This is a genomic window from Veillonella sp. oral taxon 158, assembly GCF_018376515.1.
GTDB lineage: Bacteria > Bacillota > Negativicutes > Veillonellales > Veillonellaceae > Veillonella > Veillonella rogosae.
Window position 1 is genome coordinate 62,558 of sequence record NZ_JAHABE010000004.1, and the last position, 17,916, is coordinate 80,473.

The 17,916-nt window shown below is 39.6% G+C and carries 14 protein-coding genes; 12 read left to right on the plus strand and 2 right to left on the minus strand.

Annotated elements, in window-relative coordinates; translation table 11 throughout:
- Positions 1 to 66 precede the first annotated feature (66 nt).
- The 9 genes from KH364_RS03760 to KH364_RS03800 all read left to right on the plus strand — a co-directional run bounded on the left by KH364_RS03760 (position 67) and on the right by KH364_RS03800 (position 12,113).
- Positions 67 to 3,744, plus strand: coding sequence for a nitrate reductase subunit alpha (locus KH364_RS03760; RefSeq protein ID WP_273298662.1), 3,678 nt, complete (start codon positions 67 to 69; stop codon positions 3,742 to 3,744).
- Complete coding sequence (gene narH, locus KH364_RS03765) at positions 3,734 to 5,161, plus strand: nitrate reductase subunit beta (protein WP_273298663.1); 1,428 nt, start codon at positions 3,734 to 3,736, stop codon at positions 5,159 to 5,161. The genes KH364_RS03760 and narH overlap by 11 nt, the downstream gene beginning before the upstream one ends.
- On the plus strand, positions 5,161 to 5,685 hold the full coding sequence (narJ, locus tag KH364_RS03770) for a nitrate reductase molybdenum cofactor assembly chaperone (protein ID WP_273298664.1): 525 nt from the start codon (positions 5,161 to 5,163) through the stop codon (positions 5,683 to 5,685). Before narH ends, narJ begins: the two co-directional genes overlap by 1 nt.
- Complete coding sequence (gene narI / locus KH364_RS03775; RefSeq protein WP_009352101.1) at positions 5,682 to 6,353, plus strand: respiratory nitrate reductase subunit gamma; 672 nt, start codon at positions 5,682 to 5,684, stop codon at positions 6,351 to 6,353. Before narJ ends, narI begins: the two co-directional genes overlap by 4 nt.
- A gap of 335 nt (positions 6,354 to 6,688) precedes the next feature.
- Positions 6,689 to 7,291: a hypothetical protein gene (locus KH364_RS03780; RefSeq protein WP_105081541.1), complete on the plus strand. Its 603-nt coding sequence runs from the start codon at positions 6,689 to 6,691 to the stop codon at positions 7,289 to 7,291.
- Positions 7,292 to 7,544: 253 nt separating this feature from the next.
- Positions 7,545 to 8,816 carry a putative porin gene (locus tag KH364_RS03785; RefSeq protein ID WP_273298665.1) on the plus strand — a complete coding sequence of 424 codons (1,272 nt, stop codon included), beginning with the start codon at positions 7,545 to 7,547 and terminating at the stop codon, positions 8,814 to 8,816.
- A gap of 145 nt (positions 8,817 to 8,961) precedes the next feature.
- Entirely contained in the window at positions 8,962 to 9,567 is a 606-nt protein-coding gene (locus tag KH364_RS03790; protein ID WP_009351835.1) for a hypothetical protein, read from the plus strand.
- Between the two features lie 287 nt (positions 9,568 to 9,854).
- The gene (locus tag KH364_RS03795; protein WP_273298666.1) at positions 9,855 to 11,063 is read left to right on the plus strand and encodes an MFS transporter; all 1,209 of its coding nucleotides are present in this window, start codon (positions 9,855 to 9,857) and stop codon (positions 11,061 to 11,063) included.
- A gap of 165 nt (positions 11,064 to 11,228) precedes the next feature.
- On the plus strand, positions 11,229 to 12,113 hold the full coding sequence (locus KH364_RS03800) for a LysR family transcriptional regulator (RefSeq protein WP_273298667.1): 885 nt from the start codon (positions 11,229 to 11,231) through the stop codon (positions 12,111 to 12,113).
- A gap of 67 nt (positions 12,114 to 12,180) precedes the next feature.
- Here KH364_RS03800 and KH364_RS03805 read toward each other — a convergent pair whose 3' ends face one another.
- Both KH364_RS03805 and KH364_RS03810 read right to left on the minus strand, forming a co-directional pair.
- Complete coding sequence (locus tag KH364_RS03805; RefSeq protein ID WP_265138427.1) at positions 12,181 to 12,795, minus strand: LysE family transporter; 615 nt, start codon at positions 12,793 to 12,795, stop codon at positions 12,181 to 12,183.
- 134 nt (positions 12,796 to 12,929) lie between these two features.
- Positions 12,930 to 13,970 (minus strand): YeiH family protein, encoded by a 1,041-nt coding sequence (locus tag KH364_RS03810; protein ID WP_273298668.1) that lies wholly within the window; start codon positions 13,968 to 13,970, stop codon positions 12,930 to 12,932.
- A 347-nt stretch (positions 13,971 to 14,317) separates the two neighbouring features.
- Between KH364_RS03810 and KH364_RS03815 the strand changes: the two genes are divergently transcribed.
- The 3 genes from KH364_RS03815 to bioA all read left to right on the plus strand — a co-directional run bounded on the left by KH364_RS03815 (position 14,318) and on the right by bioA (position 17,690).
- Positions 14,318 to 14,863, plus strand: a complete 546-nt coding sequence (locus KH364_RS03815) for a carbonic anhydrase (RefSeq protein ID WP_273298669.1) — start codon at positions 14,318 to 14,320, stop codon at positions 14,861 to 14,863.
- Positions 14,864 to 15,527: 664 nt separating this feature from the next.
- Complete coding sequence (bioD, locus tag KH364_RS03820) at positions 15,528 to 16,286, plus strand: dethiobiotin synthase (RefSeq protein WP_273298670.1); 759 nt, start codon at positions 15,528 to 15,530, stop codon at positions 16,284 to 16,286.
- Positions 16,287 to 16,301: 15 nt separating this feature from the next.
- Entirely contained in the window at positions 16,302 to 17,690 is a 1,389-nt protein-coding gene (bioA, locus tag KH364_RS03825; RefSeq protein ID WP_273298671.1) for an adenosylmethionine--8-amino-7-oxononanoate transaminase, read from the plus strand.
- Positions 17,691 to 17,916: the final 226 nt, after the last annotated feature.

The following is a 17,916-nucleotide window of genomic DNA, read 5'->3' on the forward strand; positions in this document are numbered from 1 at the left end:
ATTATCTCCCTTGTGTTAGTTCAGCTAGCACAAGGGATTTTTTGTAGTTTTGAAGGAGGACACGAGATGAGCTTGTTGTCTCAAAAGTTTAAGTTTCTTCGCAAGAAGGACGTATCTCCAAGCGGCCATCAAATAACTGAAGATGGCGGTCGCGAGTGGGAAAATTTTTATCGTGACCGTTGGTCTTACGATAAAGTTGTCCGCACAACGCATGGCGTAAACTGTACAGGTTCTTGTAGCTGGAATATTTACGTTAAAAATGGTGTTGTTGCATGGGAAAACCAAGCGATTGATTACCCTGAAACACCTGATGATATGCCGGATTACGAACCGCGTGGGTGCCCTCGTGGTGCGACTTTCTCTTGGTATCTCTATAGCCCATTGCGCGTAAAATATCCATATGTACGCGGTGAATTGGCTGAGCTTTGGAGAGAAGCGAAAAAGAATGCTAAGAACCCAATCGAAGCTTGGAAATCTATCGTAGAAGATCCAGAAAAAGCAAAAAAATACAAATCTGCCCGTGGTATGGGCGGCTTTGTGCGCTCCACATGGGATGAAGCAACAGAAATTACTGCCGCATCCTTATTATATACTGCAAAAACATACGGCCCTGACCGCAACGCTGGCTTCTCTGTAATCCCAGCGATGTCCATGTTGTCCTATGCAGCAGGTGCTCGTTTCCTTAACTTAATGGGTGGTTCACCATTGTCCTTCTATGACTGGTATGCCGATTTACCACCTTCTAGCCCTCAAGTTTGGGGTGAACAAACTGATACTCCTGAATCTGGTGACTGGTACAATGCTGGTTACATCATGACTTGGGGTTCTAACGTACCATTGACTCGTACGCCAGATGCTCACTTCTTAACAGAGGTTCGTTACAAAGGTACTAAAGTAGTATCCGTATCTCCTGACTATGCGGAATCTACTACTTCTTCCGATGCTTGGCTCAATGTAAAAGCCGGTACTGATGCGGCTCTTGCTATGTCTATGGGGCATGTTATCCTAAAAGAATACTACATCGACAAGGAAACTCCATACTTCAAAGAGTATGCAAAAGAGTTTACAGATATGCCATTCCTTGTGCGCGTTGAGGACATTAATGGTGCAGTTCAACCAGGTCGTTTCTTAAACGCGAAGGACTTGGGTCGCCAAGAGGAAGGCGCTGACTTCCATATGGTATTGATCGATGAAATTACAAATGAAATCGTTATCCCTAATGGTACAATGGGCGAACGTCACACAAATCCACAAAAATGGAATTTGCGTCTTGAAAACCGTGATACAGGGGCTAAAATCGATCCTCGCTTATCCGTATTTGATCAACGTGAAGATGTGACTGTTGTTAAGTTGCCATACTTTGGCGATGAAGAGCACGAAGGTGTTATTGAACGTGCTATTCCAACGATTACTGTACAAACTGTTGATGGTCCTGTAAAAGTAACTACAGTATATGACCTCATTCTTGCTAACTATGGTATCGACCGTGGTATCGGCGGTGAAGTGGCTAAATCTTATACTGATGACACTCCTTACACACCTACATGGCAAGAAAAAATCACTGGCGTAAAAGCAGATATTGCTATTGCTACAGCTCGTGAATTTGCAGATAATGCAGAAAAAACTAAAGGTCGTTCCATGATTATCATGGGTGGTGGTATTAACCACTGGTACCATGCAGATATCATTTACCGTACAATCTTGAACCTTATCATGTTCTGTGGTACAGAAGGTGTTAACGGTGGTGGCTGGGCTCACTACGTAGGTCAAGAAAAACTTCGTCCTGTTGAAGGCTGGGGTGGTATCATGACAGCTAACGACTGGAGTAAAGCTCCTCGTTTGCAAAATGGTACATCTTGGTTCTACTTTGCTACAGAACAATACCGTTCTGATTGCATCGACTTGGCAGACCGCACATCTAAATTAGCTAAACCTCGTTACCGTCACCCTGGTGACTATAACGTATTGGCGGCTCGTTTAGGTTGGTTGCCATCTTACCCTACTTTCAATAAAGGCAGCCAAGAATTGATTAATGATGCTCGTGCAGCTGGTGCTGGTACAGAAGCAGAAATTAACCAATATGTGGCGCAAGCGTTGAAAAATAAAGATTTACAATTCTGCGTAGAAGATCCTGCGGCTAAAGAAAACCACCCACGCAACTTGTTTGTATGGCGTGCGAACCTCATCGGCTCCTCTTCTAAAGGTCACGAATACTTCTTGAAACATTTATTGGGCACTAAAAATGCGGTATTGGAAGATGATGATGCGCCTACACGTCCAGAAGAAATTAAATGGCGTGAAGCTGATGCAGCAGGTAAACTTGACCTTCTCATCGATATCGATTTCCGTATGGCATCTACAGGCTTATATTCTGATATCGTATTCCCAGCGGCTACATGGTATGAAAAAGAAGACTTGTCCTCTACAGACATGCATCCATATGTTCACGTATTCCAAGCAGCTGTTGATTGCGCATGGGAAACTAAATCTGACTGGGATACATTCCGTACCCTTGCAGAAACAGTATCTCGCGTAGCAAAAGAGTCTGGCTTCACAGAATACGAAGATATCGTAGCATTGCCTCTTGGTCATGACAGCCCAGGTGAAGTGGCTCAACCAGAAGGTAAGGTTCTCGACTGGAGCAAAGGCGAATGTGAACCAATTCCTGGTAAAACAATGCCTAACCTCGTTCATGTAAAACGCAACTATAGCCAAATCTTTGAAAAGTTTATCGCTTTGGGACCTAACATCGAAAACAAAATGGGGGCTCATGGCTTGGCGTGGGATGTATCTGATGAATACCAAACATTGTATGCACAAAATGGTACAATCGATAATCCAGAATTTATTTCTCATGGCCGTCCAAGCATTTACGAATGTAAGGAAGCTTGTAATGTTGTATTAACATTATCTTCTTGTACAAATGGTAAATTGGCTGTTCGCTCTTGGAAAGCGATGGAAGAAAAAACAGGTCTTTCTGGTCTTGAAAAGAATGCAAAAGGCCGCGAACAAGAAAAGATTACCTTCGATGATATGGTTCGCCAACCGCGCTTTATCATTAGCTCTGTAACAAGTACTGGTAAGAACGATAAAAACCGTCGTTATTCTCCATTTACTACATCTACAGAGGATAAAGTACCATTCCGTACTGTAACAGGTCGTCAATCCTTCTATTGTGACCATGAAATGATGCGCGATTACGGTGAAGCTATGGCATTGTATAAACCTGTATTGTCCTACAAACCAGTACAAGGTGATTACAAACAAGAAGGCATTCCAGAAATCACATTGAAATACTTAACACCACATAATAAGTGGTCTACACATAGTATGTACTTCGATAGCCAACAAATGTTGACATTGTTCCGTGGTGGTCAAACAATTTGGCTCAACGAAGATGATGCAGCAGAAATCGGTGTTAAAGATAATGACTGGGTAGAAGCTTTCAATAAAAATGGTGTTGTAGCAGCTCGTGCAGTAGTATCCCCTCGTATTCCTCGTGGTATTTCTTACATGCACCATTCCCAAGATCGTCACATCAACGTTCCTGGCACGCAAGTTAAGAAAGATCGTCGCGGTGGTACACATAATGCACCAACTCATATTCACCTGAAACCGACACACATGATCGGCGGTTATGGTCAATTGAGCTATGGATTTAACTATTATGGCCCAACTGGTAACCAACGTGATATGACAATTGTGGCTCGTAAATTGAAGGAGGTGGATTGGCTTGAAGATTAAAGCTCAAGTATCCATGGTCCTAAATTTGGATAAGTGCTTAGGCTGTCATACATGCTCTATCACTTGTAAAAATACATGGACGAACCGCGAAGGCGCGGAATATATGTACTTTAATAACGTGGAAACTCGCCCAGGTGTAGGTTATCCGCGAAATTGGGAAGACCAAGAAAAATGGAAGGGTGGCTGGACGCTAGATAATTCTGGTAATTTAGCTCTTTCTACAGGTTCTAAAACAAATCGTTTGATGAAGTTATTCTTCCATCCTGAACAACCAGAATTGAAGGATTATTTCGAACCTTGGACATATGACTATGAAACATTGATTCATGGTGGTCGTAAAAATAACCAACCAGTAGCTCGCCCTCGTTCCCTTGTAACGAAACAAAAAATGGAAGTGACTTGGGGCCCTAACTGGGATGACGATTTGGCTGGCGGTCAACATGCTCGCTCTGATGTGAACTTAACTAAGATGGGGCAAGATATCGTATTTGACTACGAAGAAGTATTCATGCGTTACTTACCACGTCTTTGTAACCACTGCTTGAATCCTGCGTGCGTAGCTGCATGTCCGTCTGGCGCGATCTACAAACGCGACGAAGATGGTGTAGTTCTCGTATCTCAAGATGTATGCCGCGGTTGGAGACATTGTGTTCCATCTTGTCCATACAAAAAAATCTTCTATAACTGGGAAACTAATAAAGCTGAAAAATGCGTATTCTGTTACCCACGCTTGGAAAATGGCTTGCCTCAAATCTGTGCTGAAACTTGTGTAGGTCGTATGCGCTATGTTGGCGTTGTATTCTACGACATGGACAAAGTAGAAGAAATGGCAGCTACAAAAAATGAACAAGACATTTACGAAAATACAGTTGAGTTAATCTTGGATCCTCATGATCCTGAGGTTATTAAAGCTGCTCGCGAAGAAGGCATCTCTGAAGCATGGATTAAAGCAGCTCAAAAATCTCCTGTATACAAACTTGTAAAAGAATGGGGCGTGGCATTGCCATTGCATCCTGAGTATCGCACATTGCCAATGGTTTGGTATGTACCACCACTCAGCCCAATCTTGCAACGTGTAACATCTGATGTATACTTGCCAGATGCACATGAAATGCGCGTACCTGTACAATACCTTGCTAACTTGTTTACAGCAGGTAATACAGAAATCTTAGCTCGTACATTGCAACGTGTTCTCGACATGCGTGAATACATGCGTCGTCGTGAAACCGGTGACGGTCCTATCGATCACAAAGTTGATTTAACAGAAGACCAAATGTACGCTATGTACAAATTGTTGGCATTGTCTAAATACAATGATCGCTTTGTTATTCCATCTGATGTAAAAGTATCTCGCGAAGGTCGCCTTGAAATGCAACATAATCGCGGCTTTGCTTGCCCTACAGGGGGATGTCAATAATGAAGGATGCTCAGAAAATCGCTCTTATTGCGTCATTTCTTCTGCGCTATCCTGATGAACAATGGTATAACGAACTACCTGAATGGAGAGAGGACGCCCAATCCGTTGGGCATCCTCAACTTCGCCAAGGTTTATTAGAATTCTTCGACTATGTAGAGGATGCTAATAAAAAAGAATTTGAAGACCAATATGTTCGTACCTTTGATTTTAGTCAAAATACAACTATGTATTTGTCGACTTATGAATTACAAGGTACTGGGGAACAAGCAGAAGAACTCGTTAAATTTAAAGCTTTCTTCCTTGAAAACGGCTATGATTTGCCAAAAGAAATGCCGGATTATATTCCAGCTCTTCTTGAATTATGTGCTGTTATCGAAGAGGAAAAATCAAAAGAAATTTACGACTATTGTAAGCCAAAATTGGAATACATTAGAGAACGCTTCATTGAGGCTAAACTGCCTTATGCATTCTTGTTTGATATTATCTTGTCTGTTGCAAATGGATTGGAGGACGGTGCACGATGAATCTATTTCTTTGGGGCGCATTGCCTTACATCGCATTCACCTTCTTAATCGTAGGTACCTTGGTTCGTTTCTTCTATTTTGAAAGAAACTGGACTACAAAATCGAGTCAATTTTTAGAGAAAAAACAATTGCGCATCGCTAATCCATTGTTCCACTTTGGTTTGCTATGCGTTATCGGTGGTCACGTAGTAGGTGTATTAATCCCTAAAACTTGGACTGCTGCTATTGGTATTAATGACCATATGTACCATCAAGGTGCGTTATATATGGGTGCTGTAGCGGGGCTTATCTTTATCGTAGGCTTCTTGCTCTTGATGAAACGCCGCTTCACAGTAGCTGAGTTAAAAGTTAACACATCTCGCCTTGATAAATGGTTATACTTGTTCTTAACATTAGCCATTTTCAGTGGTATGGCTGGAACATTGCTTAATGCATCTGGTTTCTTTGATTACCGCGTATCCATCGGCCCTTGGTTCCGCAGCCTATTAGCGTTTATGCCGGATCCATCCTTGATGGAAGGTGTACCATTTATGTTTAAATTCCACATGTTCGCGTGGATGGCAGTGGCAATCATCTTCCCATTCAGCCGTTTGGTACACTGTTTGAGTGCTCCACTCAACTACTTAACACGTCCGTTCATCGTTTATCGTAAACGAGATGAAAAATAATTAGGATGATGATTGATTTGTACGTCCTTTATAATATGACAAATTAATCTTAGCCCCTTGTATTGATATTAGTTTATGCTAAGCAATACAAGGGGCTTTTATTTGCTAATTTTGGTTAGCGTAGTTTATATACTATAATATTATTTCTGATTGAAATACCTATTTTTACAAAATACTTTGCAATTGTTTATATAGTTAGAATAAAAGACTAAATTAGAATTATTCTTATAATGAATGCTACCTATCTAATAAAAGTAGTCTACAAATTTCGATTTAAATGATAAAATATATTAAGTAAATTTGGCGTTTCAGGAATTATGTTAGAGAGGTTTAAGATGAATCAAGTGGAAACGAAACAGTATAAGAGTATTTACCATATCTTTATATGGATTGCAGTATTTTCTTTAATTATGATCGGTTTGTTGGAATGGGGGTACATTGAGAGTGGTCGTGCCTTTGGTAACTATAAAGTATATACAGGCCTTGTACCTTGGTGCGCGTGGATTGTGATGACTTATTTGGCAACGCGCCCTAAATGGTTTACTAGTCGTTATAACTTAGGTGAAATGTTCAAGATTCACCGTGCATTAGGTATTGCTTCTGTAGCTGTTATTGCGTTCCATTTATATCTCTATTTTGGTAAAGCTGCTAAATCCGTTCTCGGTTGGTGGGGTGGCTATGTAGCCCTTACTTCCTTCAGTATTGGTACAATCTCGGGCCTTGCATTTTTAACTCCAAAACTTAGAAAAGTAACTGCATCTAGCCGTAATGTTGGTATTTGGCTGCATCGTTTCAACTTAGTTGCATTGGTAGCTGCCTCCGTTCATATTCATGGCTTTAAACGTATCTCCAAAATGGTACCATTCCTTCCTGTGTTTGATATCATCACATATGGTCTTGTTATCTACTGCATCTATTTGATGTTTAAAAAGAAATAATAAGATACATACAAATCCCTTCTGTATTATACAGAAGGGATTTTTTCGTTATATTTTTATTATTTAGGAAATTAAATAGGCCATATTATTAGTTAAAGGTATATATAATTGTGAGATTGATATACATTTTCTCTTTACTCAATTAATAAAAGTTGTTATTATTTTCGTGTTATATATGATAATGATAATTAAATTCATATATTCATTATCTACTCATTTTATTTTTTATTATTTTTAGTGTGTGAGGTTTATTATGATGAAACGTAAAATGACTAGTGCTTTTGCAGTAGCAGCTGTGATGGGTGTAGCTACAGCCTTTGCTGTTAACCCGTTTTCCGATGTTCCGTCCGATAGCTGGGCTTACCAAGCTGTAGATCAATTGGCTACAGCTGGTATTATCAATGGTTATCCAGATGGTACTTTCAAAGGTCAAAATAACATTACTCGTTACGAAATGGCTCAAATGATTGCAAAAGGCATGGCTAATCAAGATCGTGCAAATGCTGAACAACAAGCATTGTTGAATCGTTTGGCAGAGGAATTTTCTAATGAGTTGAATACTCTTGGTGTACGTGTTGCAAAATTAGAAGATCGTGTAGGTAATGTGAAAGTTACTGGTGATGCTCGTATCAATTACATCGGTAAGGAGGGTATCGATGGTTACGATTACGAAGACAAAATCACTGCTCGTGTGCGTTTAGGTATCGATGCGAAGGTTAATAAAAACACCTCCGTGAAAGCCCGTATTACGACAGGTTCTATTGAGTTAGGCGATAGTGCTAAAGCGGTAGAGCCTAATTGGGATCTAGTTTATGTAGAGCATAAATTTGGTAAAAATTTTGTAGTAGATGCAGGTCGTTACACTCAAAAATTTGGTGGTGGCTTGATTTATAGCTCTAACTTTGATGGTGTAGGCGCTACAGCGAAGCTAGGTAAAAAGGTTACATTAAATGGTGCATATGGTTATATGACAGCAGGCCGGTTTGCTAAGACTAGTAAAGCTGATAATGGTGATGTAGGTCTTATTAATGCCAATGTAGCTGTTAATGATCGCTTTAGCTTTGGCGGTATGTTTGCTCGTGTAGGTACAACAAATGTACGTATGGGTAATGGCAAGACAAATAACGAATTCGATAATGTATATGGCTTTAATGCTAAATATAATGTTGGTAAATTCGGTATTGATGGCGAGTGGGTAAAAGCATCTGGCTTGAGTGATTCCGATGTTTGGAATGTAGGCGCTAAATGGGGCGATTATAAAATTAACAAGAAGAACTCTTGGGCTGTACGTTTAGATTACTTTGATCAAGCTAAAAATGCTCCAGTATTTAAAACGCAAAAATATGAATCTAATGATTTATTGAAGAAAACACGATATGAAGGTTATAAAGCATGGCTATTAGGTGCATCTTACGCACCAGAGAAAAATATTGGTATTAATGCATACTATGGCTTCCATACGAAAACACAAGACGGTAATCGTGTAAATGATTACTACCGTGCAGACCTCAACTTCAAATTCTAGTTCTAATTTTAGGATGGATCTGGATTTAATAACTAATTAGTTTTAAGTTCTAAGTAGAATGCTATGTGGATTGAAATTGTTAGCATGCTACATTAGGCCATCTAGATATATACTGGTAGTTTGTATAAGAAATAGTGAGGTTTATATGGCAGAAGTAGTAAAAAAACAGTTTAAGAGTAAATACCATATTTTAATATGGATTGCGGTTTTATCCCTAATATTTATGGGAATGGTAGAATATGGTTATGTAACAGGAGGTAAATCATTTGGTAACTGGAAGGTTCACTTAGGTCTTATTCCGTATGTTGCATGGCTTGTATTAACATATATTGCAACAAGACCAAAATGGTTTATCAAACGATATAATCCAAAAGAAATGTTTGAAGTTCATCGCATCGTAGGTATCGTTAGTGTTGTTCTTGTATGTGCACATTGGTATGTATACTTCTTGAAAGCATTGAAGTCCTTCTTAGGATTCTGGGGTGGTTATATCTCTCTTGGAGCCATGTTTATTGCTCTTATCTTTGCCGTATTGTACTTAACGCCTTGGGTAGGCAATATGGCAAAATCTGTATCTCGTAAAAAAGCAATCTGGATTCATCGTTTGAATCTTATTGCTATCATTGCAGCAAATATTCATGTTCATGGTTTTGGACGTTTGTCTAAAATGGTACCATTCTTGCCTGTATTTGATGTAGTGACGTATGCACTTGTTATTTACTACATCTATTGGATGTTTAAACAAAAATAATAGGACGTAAACGTTATCTTTGATCTTCTGAAATGGGGATAATTATAGGGTGAAAAGACCATCTCTAAACCTTTTATAGGAAGAGATGGTCTTTTTTTGTTCTTTACGATACAATAGGACTATAAGTATATATTCTACGGATTTATGTAAGTATATGCTGTTTGTTATTGTGAAGCTTAGAGTAAAATTAGTATTATAAACATTTATTATGTTTTAGCGTATTTTAGACATTATTAGTATGTATATATTACCTTTCTAGGTAATCTCAAATAAGAAAGAAGGGCATTATGGATTCTTCTTGGAAACGAATTATATACCTAATCTGTACCATACAGGTTGGTGGCGGTATAACCATTATAGGGGTGGTTTCGTTTATTCCTTTGTTTTTGGCTGAACTAGGACTTCATGATCAAGGACAGGCGGCTATGTGGGCAGGGATTGTATCTGGGGTTACACCTTTAATGGTAGCACTTAGTGCACCTTATTGGTCTCGTAAGGCAAATCAATGGGGACCTCGTAAGGTGATGATTCTCATATTATTTATTTTGATGATTACTGTTGGAGCTTGTGCTTTTACACAGACGCCAATGCAATTATTGATTCTGCGTATTTTGCAAGGTATTGTGGGTGGTTATGTGCCCATAGGATTAGCCATTATTGTCCTTATAACACCTGAGAAGAAAGTTCCTTGGGCGATGGGCTTATACCAAGCGTCTATGGTTATGGGCCTCGTCTTTGGTCCGCTTATGGGTGGCCTTGTGGCTGACTTCTTAGGTTATCGTGCGCCATTTTTGGTGTTTTCTGCATTGACTGGGATTTGTATGTTAGGGATTTACTTTTTAATGCCCAATTTACAGTTCAAACATAAGGTGGATGAAAGTGTATCAGAAATTTCGCTGATTAAATATTTTTTATCTATACCTCGTGTACGACTCCTAGTAGGAATGCTATTTTTATGTAATTTTGGTATTACTGGTATAGGTCCTATTTTACCGTTATATATTAAGCACTATATGCATATGAGCGACGAGTTTGTGGCGACTATTGTTGGTATTATTATCTTTGGTGCTGGCTTATTCAGTGCCTTAGCATCGATTTCAATTAGTAAGGTAACTAGATGTGTGACTATGCCTCGTATAGTATTTACTGCTACGTGGGCCGTGGGGACTTTGTTTATACTTCAATATATGATGCCTAGTATATGGGGCCTTGGAATATTCCGTACTATTGCAGGCTTCTTCATGGGGTTCATTACTCCGATTGCTAATACGCTCATATCTAAGGCGGTTCCTGTTGAGCGGCGAGGTGTTGTATTTGGTGCTATATCGAGTGTATCTATGATGGGTAATGTGTTGGGCCCTGTTATTAGTGGTGTGATTGCTCGTACGTTTGGTTATGGTGCTGTATTCTGGACTACAGCAGCCATATTCTTTTTAGCGGCGCTATTTATTTATCGTAATTTAGTGATTCCTAGTGAAAGTGATGCATCGCATTAAGTGATTCTTAGTGAAAGCAATGGGGCGTAGTCTGGGACTTTCACAATTACATACAATTAAATATAATTAGTAATATAAGAAACAGAAGCCAATGAGAGGGGTTGGTTTGGGTTGTGGTTGTACGGTGGTGGTCCGTACGATGTTGAGAGATGAGAGTGTATAGTTATGCTATTAAAACAGTTAGAGTATTTTGTGTGTGTAGTAGACAATAATAGTTTTACCCTAGCGGCAACTGAGCAGTATGTGTCTCAGTCTGCAATTTCACAACAAATTAAAGCGCTTGAAAATAGTCTTGGTGTTGAATTGATGGTAAGGGAGAAACGCAGCTTTCACCTAACACCTGCAGGGCAATATTTATATCGATCTGGTAAAAAGTTACTAGAACGGTTTCATGATGTTAAGGTAGAAACGACACGCATTGGTACTGATGCTCGAGTGAGCTTGCGCATTGGGTATTTGAATCGGTATAGTGGTATTGCGATGCAACAGACTGTAATTCGTATGGCAAAGCGCTATAAGAATCTAGATATTCGCATGTATAGCGGCAGTCATGAAGAATTATATGGTATGTTACAAGATCGTCGTGTAGATGTAGCATTTAATGATCAATGGCAAGTTTTATCTGATGATTATGAAAGCCAATTGATCGATAAAGCCACTACTATCATCGAGGTTCCACAAGGCTACACGGATGCCGGTAGTGTGGAGCTGAAGACGATTGATGATTTGCCGCTGATTTTAGTGTGTCGCGGTAAATATACTCTGACGGAAGAAGACCATTATCGAAAGGCCATGGGCTATAGTGGTGCCTTTGCGTATGCCCGAACGTTAGAAGAGGCTCGTTATTTAGTGGCTGGACAACAAGGGTTGCTATTGTTAGATCGCTTTAAATACCTAACAGATGCGCTGCCAGGAATTGAGCGAAAGGTTCTTACAAACCATGGTAAGACTATGGAACGTCATTATTATTTCGTATCTCATAGGAATCAGGATAATACCTATGTAGAGGCTTTTAAGGATATGTTTATACAAGTATTAGATGAATTCTAAATGCGAATTAAAATATGAATTCTAAAACCAAATAAGAAAGCCGTTAGCATTGCTAACGGCTTTTATATTAGAAGAACTCTAGTAACATCGTAACACCATCGATGAATAATTTAATACCATAAATAGTAAGGACCGTACCACAGAAGCGATTAATCCATACCATATGGCTAATTTTGATTTTCTTAGCTAATAGATGCATAACTGTGGCTAGAGAACCAAACCAAATTGGTGTCATCGCAAGGAAACCACCGAAGAAATAATAAACTTCCTCTTTAGGAATGTTCGCTTGGAACGCTCCAAGTAGCATAGTTGCATCAAGAACGGCTTGAGGATTCCCCCAAGACACGGCAATGGCAGACATGATGAGTTTACGAATAGGAATGTGTGTATTTAGATTGCGCACGTCGGGCTCTGTTCTAAATATATTGGAACCCATATATATGATGAGCAAGCTGCCAAATAGGATAACAATGAGCTTCATGATTGGCCACATTTCTAATACGGCACCTATCCCGTAAAAAGCGGCAGCACTAAGGCTCATATCAAAGAGTGCTAGAATAGCTAGCGTCAATATAATACGCCGTACAGGCTGAACTAAAGCTGTATTAATAATAAAAAGGTTTTGCATGCCAACAGGGGCAAACGTAGCGAGCCCGACAAGAAGTCCTTGTAAGAAGTACATATTAACCCTCCTGACTATGGTATGATAAAGTACTAATAAGGTGAATAGTAGCACGAAACCCCTCCATCACTGGAGGGGTTATTACTATTCTAACTATATACAATTATATCATACTATATAAAGTATGTACATTTTTACCATAAACCAATCATATGTTGTACTACAAGGCTTACGGCCGTGATAGCAATCCAGCAACAAGCACCTAATGCAAGGGCAGAGCCACCAGATTTCAACAATTTCACAATATTAGTATTAAGGCCAATCGCCACCATGGCCATTGTAATAAAGTATTTGGAAATTGTTTTGAAGATACTTAAGAATCCGATATCAACATTAGCGTAGGATAATGCTGTTGTAATAAGGGAGCAAATTACAAAGTAGAGAACGAATTTAGGGAAGATTTTCGCAACGCTTACGCTAGAGCCATCTGTTTGAGCTGCATTTTGTTTTGCTTTGTATACTTGGTAACTAGCAAGACCTAAACAAATAGGAATAATAGCAAGGGTACGAGTTAATTTAACGATTGTTGCATATTCTAGTACTTGTGTACCAGTGCCTTTCATACTATCCCATACAGCAGCAGTTGCAGTTACAGAGGATGTATCGTTTACAGCAGTACCTGCGAATAAGCCAAAACCCATGTTGGAAAGACCGATAGCATCGCCAAATTGAGGGAATACGAAAGCGGCTACTACATTGAAGAAGAATACAACAGAAATCGCTTGCGCAATATCTTGATCTTCTGCCTTAATAACTGGTGCTGCCGCAGCGATAGCGGAGCCACCGCAGATGGAAGAACCTACACCGATAAGAACGGCCGTATTGGAATCGATGTGGGTTAGGCGATAGATAACATAAGTCACGATTAAGGATGTAGCGATGGTAGAGATAATGACAGGTAAAGAAATCCAACCTACATGTAAAATCTGTGTAATGTTAAGCCCAAAGCCTAATAAGATAACAGCCCATTGTAAAATCTTTTTGGATGTAAATCCAATGCCAGCACCTGTTTTTTCTCGTTTCCAAGAGGTGAAGATAGTGCCAATAATTATACCTAAAATGATGGCAAAGATTGGACTACCTACTAGATGAAACTGCTGTCCTAGTAGCCAACAAGGAATAGCGAGAACGGCACAGAGCAAAATGCCTGGCAACGTTTTTTGATTGATACCCATTATAAAACCTCCTTACTGTACATACAGTTTACGTCATATGCGGTATCATATGGCGTTTGTTTTCTATAGTATTAATAGTATCACAAGAGTGGTTTTTTAATCTACTATTTATGTAAGAAATATACAATATATTCATCTTTGTGAATATATTGATGTTGGTGGATATTAGTATGAATATTAATGATGAATATAGTATTATTATGTAATTAATGGTCTTTTTATGAGTTTGACAAGTTATAATAATTATTTATAAATGATAAATTCAACTTGTTTTGTGATGAATACGGTGTATATAATGAGTAGAATCTATTTCAAGTGGAAATAGAATACATATAGTGAGGTACCTTATGATTGACATTGCAAAAATAATAGAAACTAATAAAGAATATGTGAAACAACACCCTGAACTACCTAAGGCTGGGTTAACAAGCCACCCTACTAAGAAGCTTGGCATCGTAACATGTATGGACACACGTTTAGTATGTATGTTGGAAGACGCATTAGGTTTTGATCGCGGTGAAATCATCGTTATTAAAACTGCAGGTAACAGCGTAACACAACCTATCGACAATATCGTACAAAGTCTACTCGTAGCCACCTATGGGATGGAAATTGAAGACGTACTAATCATCGGTCATGAAAACTGCGGCATGATAGATTTTTCTGCTACAACATTTATGGAATCTATGAAAGCCAAAGGTATCAGCGAAGATGCAATTCGCATGATCGAACCAGGCCTTATCGACTGGATGGACCGGTTCCATATCTCTGAAGATAATGTAATCTATACAGTTAACTTTTTGCGCCACCATCCACTATTCCCAAAAGGAATGGGATTCTATGGAGGCATGATGGATCCTGATACAGGCGAATTCCGTTATATTGAGATTTAGTGGTGGCCTCGATGGGGCCCCTCTACATAACTACATTTAGGTAAAAAAGAGTGATGACTAACCTCTACGCTCCAAAGCGAGCTAAGTCGCTAATCGGTTAGTCATCACTCTTTTTATAACTGTATTTATGAACTAGTCCCATCGAGTCTCTTCATAAATCAATAAAACGAAATTCACTGTATCAAATAAGTAAGGGGCAAAAAAGTTCGCGTCCTTTTTCCTACTGTACCTATGAATTAGTCCTATCAAATCTGAATGCCATTAACGAGTTAGCGTAATTTCGCCGTATCGAGAGGGGAGAAAAGGAGGATGGCTTAGCCATCCTCCTTTCCCATTTCTCTATATAGCCAACCTATTATTCTCGCATTTAAGGTTGTAGATAGGACTATATGGGACTGTTACATAAGTAAAGCCATAAAAATCACAGAACCTAGTAAAGAGCGACTTAGCTCGCTTTGGAGCGATGAGCTAGGTTCTGTGATTTTTAACAAGGCTCTCACTAATGTGTCGGGGCCCCATATAGTCCTATTACGGTAAACCTTAAGCGTAATAATAGGTTGACTATATATTCCCTTTCGCTGTATATTGTAGTTAGATTGTAAACTTAATCACATAAGTTAGTTAACCTATGCAGCGGTGAGTATTCGCTTGAGAGGAGCCATGTATGAAGCAGTTAGGTATTTCTATAATTGGTACGGATACGGATGTAGGCAAGACGTTTGTAACAGGCTTGTTGGGGGCTATGGCTGTAGATGATGGTTTTGCCGTTGGTATGGTGAAACCCGTATCTTCTAGTGCGGTACCTTTCCCTGAGTGCGTAACGATGGATGAGGATAATTATAATGTAGGCCTTGAAAGTAAGGATGCTACGCATTTAATGCGTGCTGTAGGTATTCCTGAGTCCCGTCGTCATGAAGTAAATCCTTATGCGATTGCTGGAGATTTTTCTCCTCGTCTTGCAGCGGAACTAGCAGGCATAGAAATTGATTATGATAGTGTTTTACAGCATACTTTAGATGTGGTGAACCGCTATGATCTAACCTTTGTAGAGGGGGCAGGTGGTATCACGACTCCTCTGTATGGCGATAAAACTTTCACCGATTTTATGAAGGATATAAAATTACCAACTATTGTCGTAGCAGATGGTCGACTTGGCTCTATTAACCGTGCTATTTTGACTTGTGAATATGCAAAGATGCATGGTATCGAGGTGAAAGCTATCATCGTAAATGATACGACAGCAGTAGATCCATTCTTGTTGAAAACAAATGTAGCTGACATGGAACGTTATACAGGGATTCCTGTCCTAGCTGTTGTACCGCCATACCAAGGGCCAGATATTCAAAAGGTTCAACTTGGTTGGGCTCGCTCATTTATTGATTCTAAAAAGTTATGGAATACAGTTTTAGGTCTAACTTGTTAAGTATGAGGTGACAAAATGGCAGAGAAACAGCTTTCACAAGCAGCACAATGGGACCACGAGTTTGTATGGCATCCATTTACACAAATGCAAGATTGGCTAGCACAAGAGCCGGTAGTAATCGAACGCGGTGAGGGGGTATTCCTCATCGATGAGAACGGTAAAAAGTATTACGATGGCGTTTCCTCCTTGTGGGTTAATATTCACGGTCATAATCATCCTGTGTTAAACCAAGCGTTGAAAGATCAAATCGATAAGATTGCTCATAGTACTTTATTGGGGTTAGTGAGTCCTCCATCTGCACAATTGTGTAAAGAACTTGTAGAACTTGCTCCAGAAGGCTTAGATAAAGTATTCCTATCTGATGATGGTAGTACGGCTATCGAGGTAGCTATTAAAATGGCGTATCAATACCGTCAACAAGTAGGACAAACGAAAAAGACTAAGTTTATCGCACTCAATGCAGGCTATCATGGGGACACATTAGGTACCGTATCGGTAGGTGGGATTCAGTTGTTCCATCAAGTATTCCATAATCTATTATTCAAACCATTAACTTTGCCAAGCCCTGGCGTATATGCAGATGTAGCCGATCGAGATAAAGCCTTTGAAGAATCCTTGGCTGAACTAGAGCGTATCCTTAATGAAGAAGGCGATGAAATTACAGCTCTCGTTATGGAACCATTAGTACAAGCTGCAGCAGGCATGCTTGTAATGCCTCACGGCTATTTGAAACGAGTTCGTGAGTTGACAGAAGAGCATGATGTATTCCTTATCGTCGACGAAGTAGCGACAGGCTTTGGTCGGACTGGTAAATTCTTTGCTTGTGAACATGAAGGCGTATCTCCAGACTTCATGACCTTGTCTAAAGGTATTACTGGCGGTTATATGCCGTTGGCGGCGACTTTGACTACAAAACGCGTGTTTGATGCATTCCTTGGTACCTTTGAAGAAAAGAAAACCTTCTATCATGGTCACTCCTATACAGGGAACGCATTGGCGTGTGCCGTTGCATTGGCTTCCTTGAAAGTTTTCCGCGATGAGAGGGTTATCGATCAATTACCTGCGAAAGTGGAAGCTTTCACAAAGGCTTTAGAGCCTATTAAGTCCTTGAAGCATGTTAAAGAGGTTCGTCAACGGGGCCTCATCGTAGGTATTGAGCTTGAAAAAGACGTGGCTACGCACGAAGCATATCGTCCAAATGATGCGGTTGGTGCTAAGGTGGCCATCCTTGCTCGTGAACAAGGTCTCATCTGCCGTCCTATCGGTGACGTAGTTATTCTCATGCCTCCATTGGCATCCACTGTAGAACAATTAGAGGATATGGTTCGTATCGTTGGTGAAAGTATCCAACGCGCTACCGAAGAAGAAGGCTTGCTGGAAGATTTACGTCCAATTATTTTGTAAATGATAAGGCGCACCTTACTATTGAAATGTAAGGTATAGAGTTTATTCTATCCATCTATTAAGCATATGTAATGAAAATAGCTACACCTATTGCTTCTTTACGCGTGTGTAAAGGCCGTTAGGTGTAGCTTTTTTATATGAAAAAATCGATATTTTCATGAAATTTTTAAAATATATTCTATACATTCTCAAAATTCGATGATTAATTAGCATATCTATGATACTA

Excerpts from the sequence above, each read along its gene's own strand:
- KH364_RS03805 (WP_265138427.1), bottom strand. The coding sequence starts at position 12,795 with ATGTACTTCTTACAAGGACTTCTTGTCGGGCTCGCTACGTTTGCCCCT.
- KH364_RS03790 (WP_009351835.1), top strand. The coding sequence starts at position 8,962 with ATGGCAGAAGTAGTAAAAAAACAGTTTAAGAGTAAATACCATATTTTA.
- narI (WP_009352101.1), top strand. The coding sequence starts at position 5,682 with ATGAATCTATTTCTTTGGGGCGCATTGCCTTACATCGCATTCACCTTC.
- bioA (WP_273298671.1), top strand. The coding sequence starts at position 16,302 with ATGGCAGAGAAACAGCTTTCACAAGCAGCACAATGGGACCACGAGTTT.
- KH364_RS03785 (WP_273298665.1), top strand. The coding sequence starts at position 7,545 with ATGATGAAACGTAAAATGACTAGTGCTTTTGCAGTAGCAGCTGTGATG.
- KH364_RS03795 (WP_273298666.1), top strand. The coding sequence starts at position 9,855 with ATGGATTCTTCTTGGAAACGAATTATATACCTAATCTGTACCATACAG.
- bioD (WP_273298670.1), top strand. The coding sequence starts at position 15,528 with ATGAAGCAGTTAGGTATTTCTATAATTGGTACGGATACGGATGTAGGC.
- KH364_RS03800 (WP_273298667.1), top strand. The coding sequence starts at position 11,229 with ATGCTATTAAAACAGTTAGAGTATTTTGTGTGTGTAGTAGACAATAAT.
- narJ (WP_273298664.1), top strand. The coding sequence starts at position 5,161 with ATGAAGGATGCTCAGAAAATCGCTCTTATTGCGTCATTTCTTCTGCGC.
- KH364_RS03780 (WP_105081541.1), top strand. The coding sequence starts at position 6,689 with ATGAATCAAGTGGAAACGAAACAGTATAAGAGTATTTACCATATCTTT.
- KH364_RS03760 (WP_273298662.1), top strand. The coding sequence starts at position 67 with ATGAGCTTGTTGTCTCAAAAGTTTAAGTTTCTTCGCAAGAAGGACGTA.
- KH364_RS03815 (WP_273298669.1), top strand. The coding sequence starts at position 14,318 with ATGATTGACATTGCAAAAATAATAGAAACTAATAAAGAATATGTGAAA.
- KH364_RS03810 (WP_273298668.1), bottom strand. The coding sequence starts at position 13,970 with ATGGGTATCAATCAAAAAACGTTGCCAGGCATTTTGCTCTGTGCCGTT.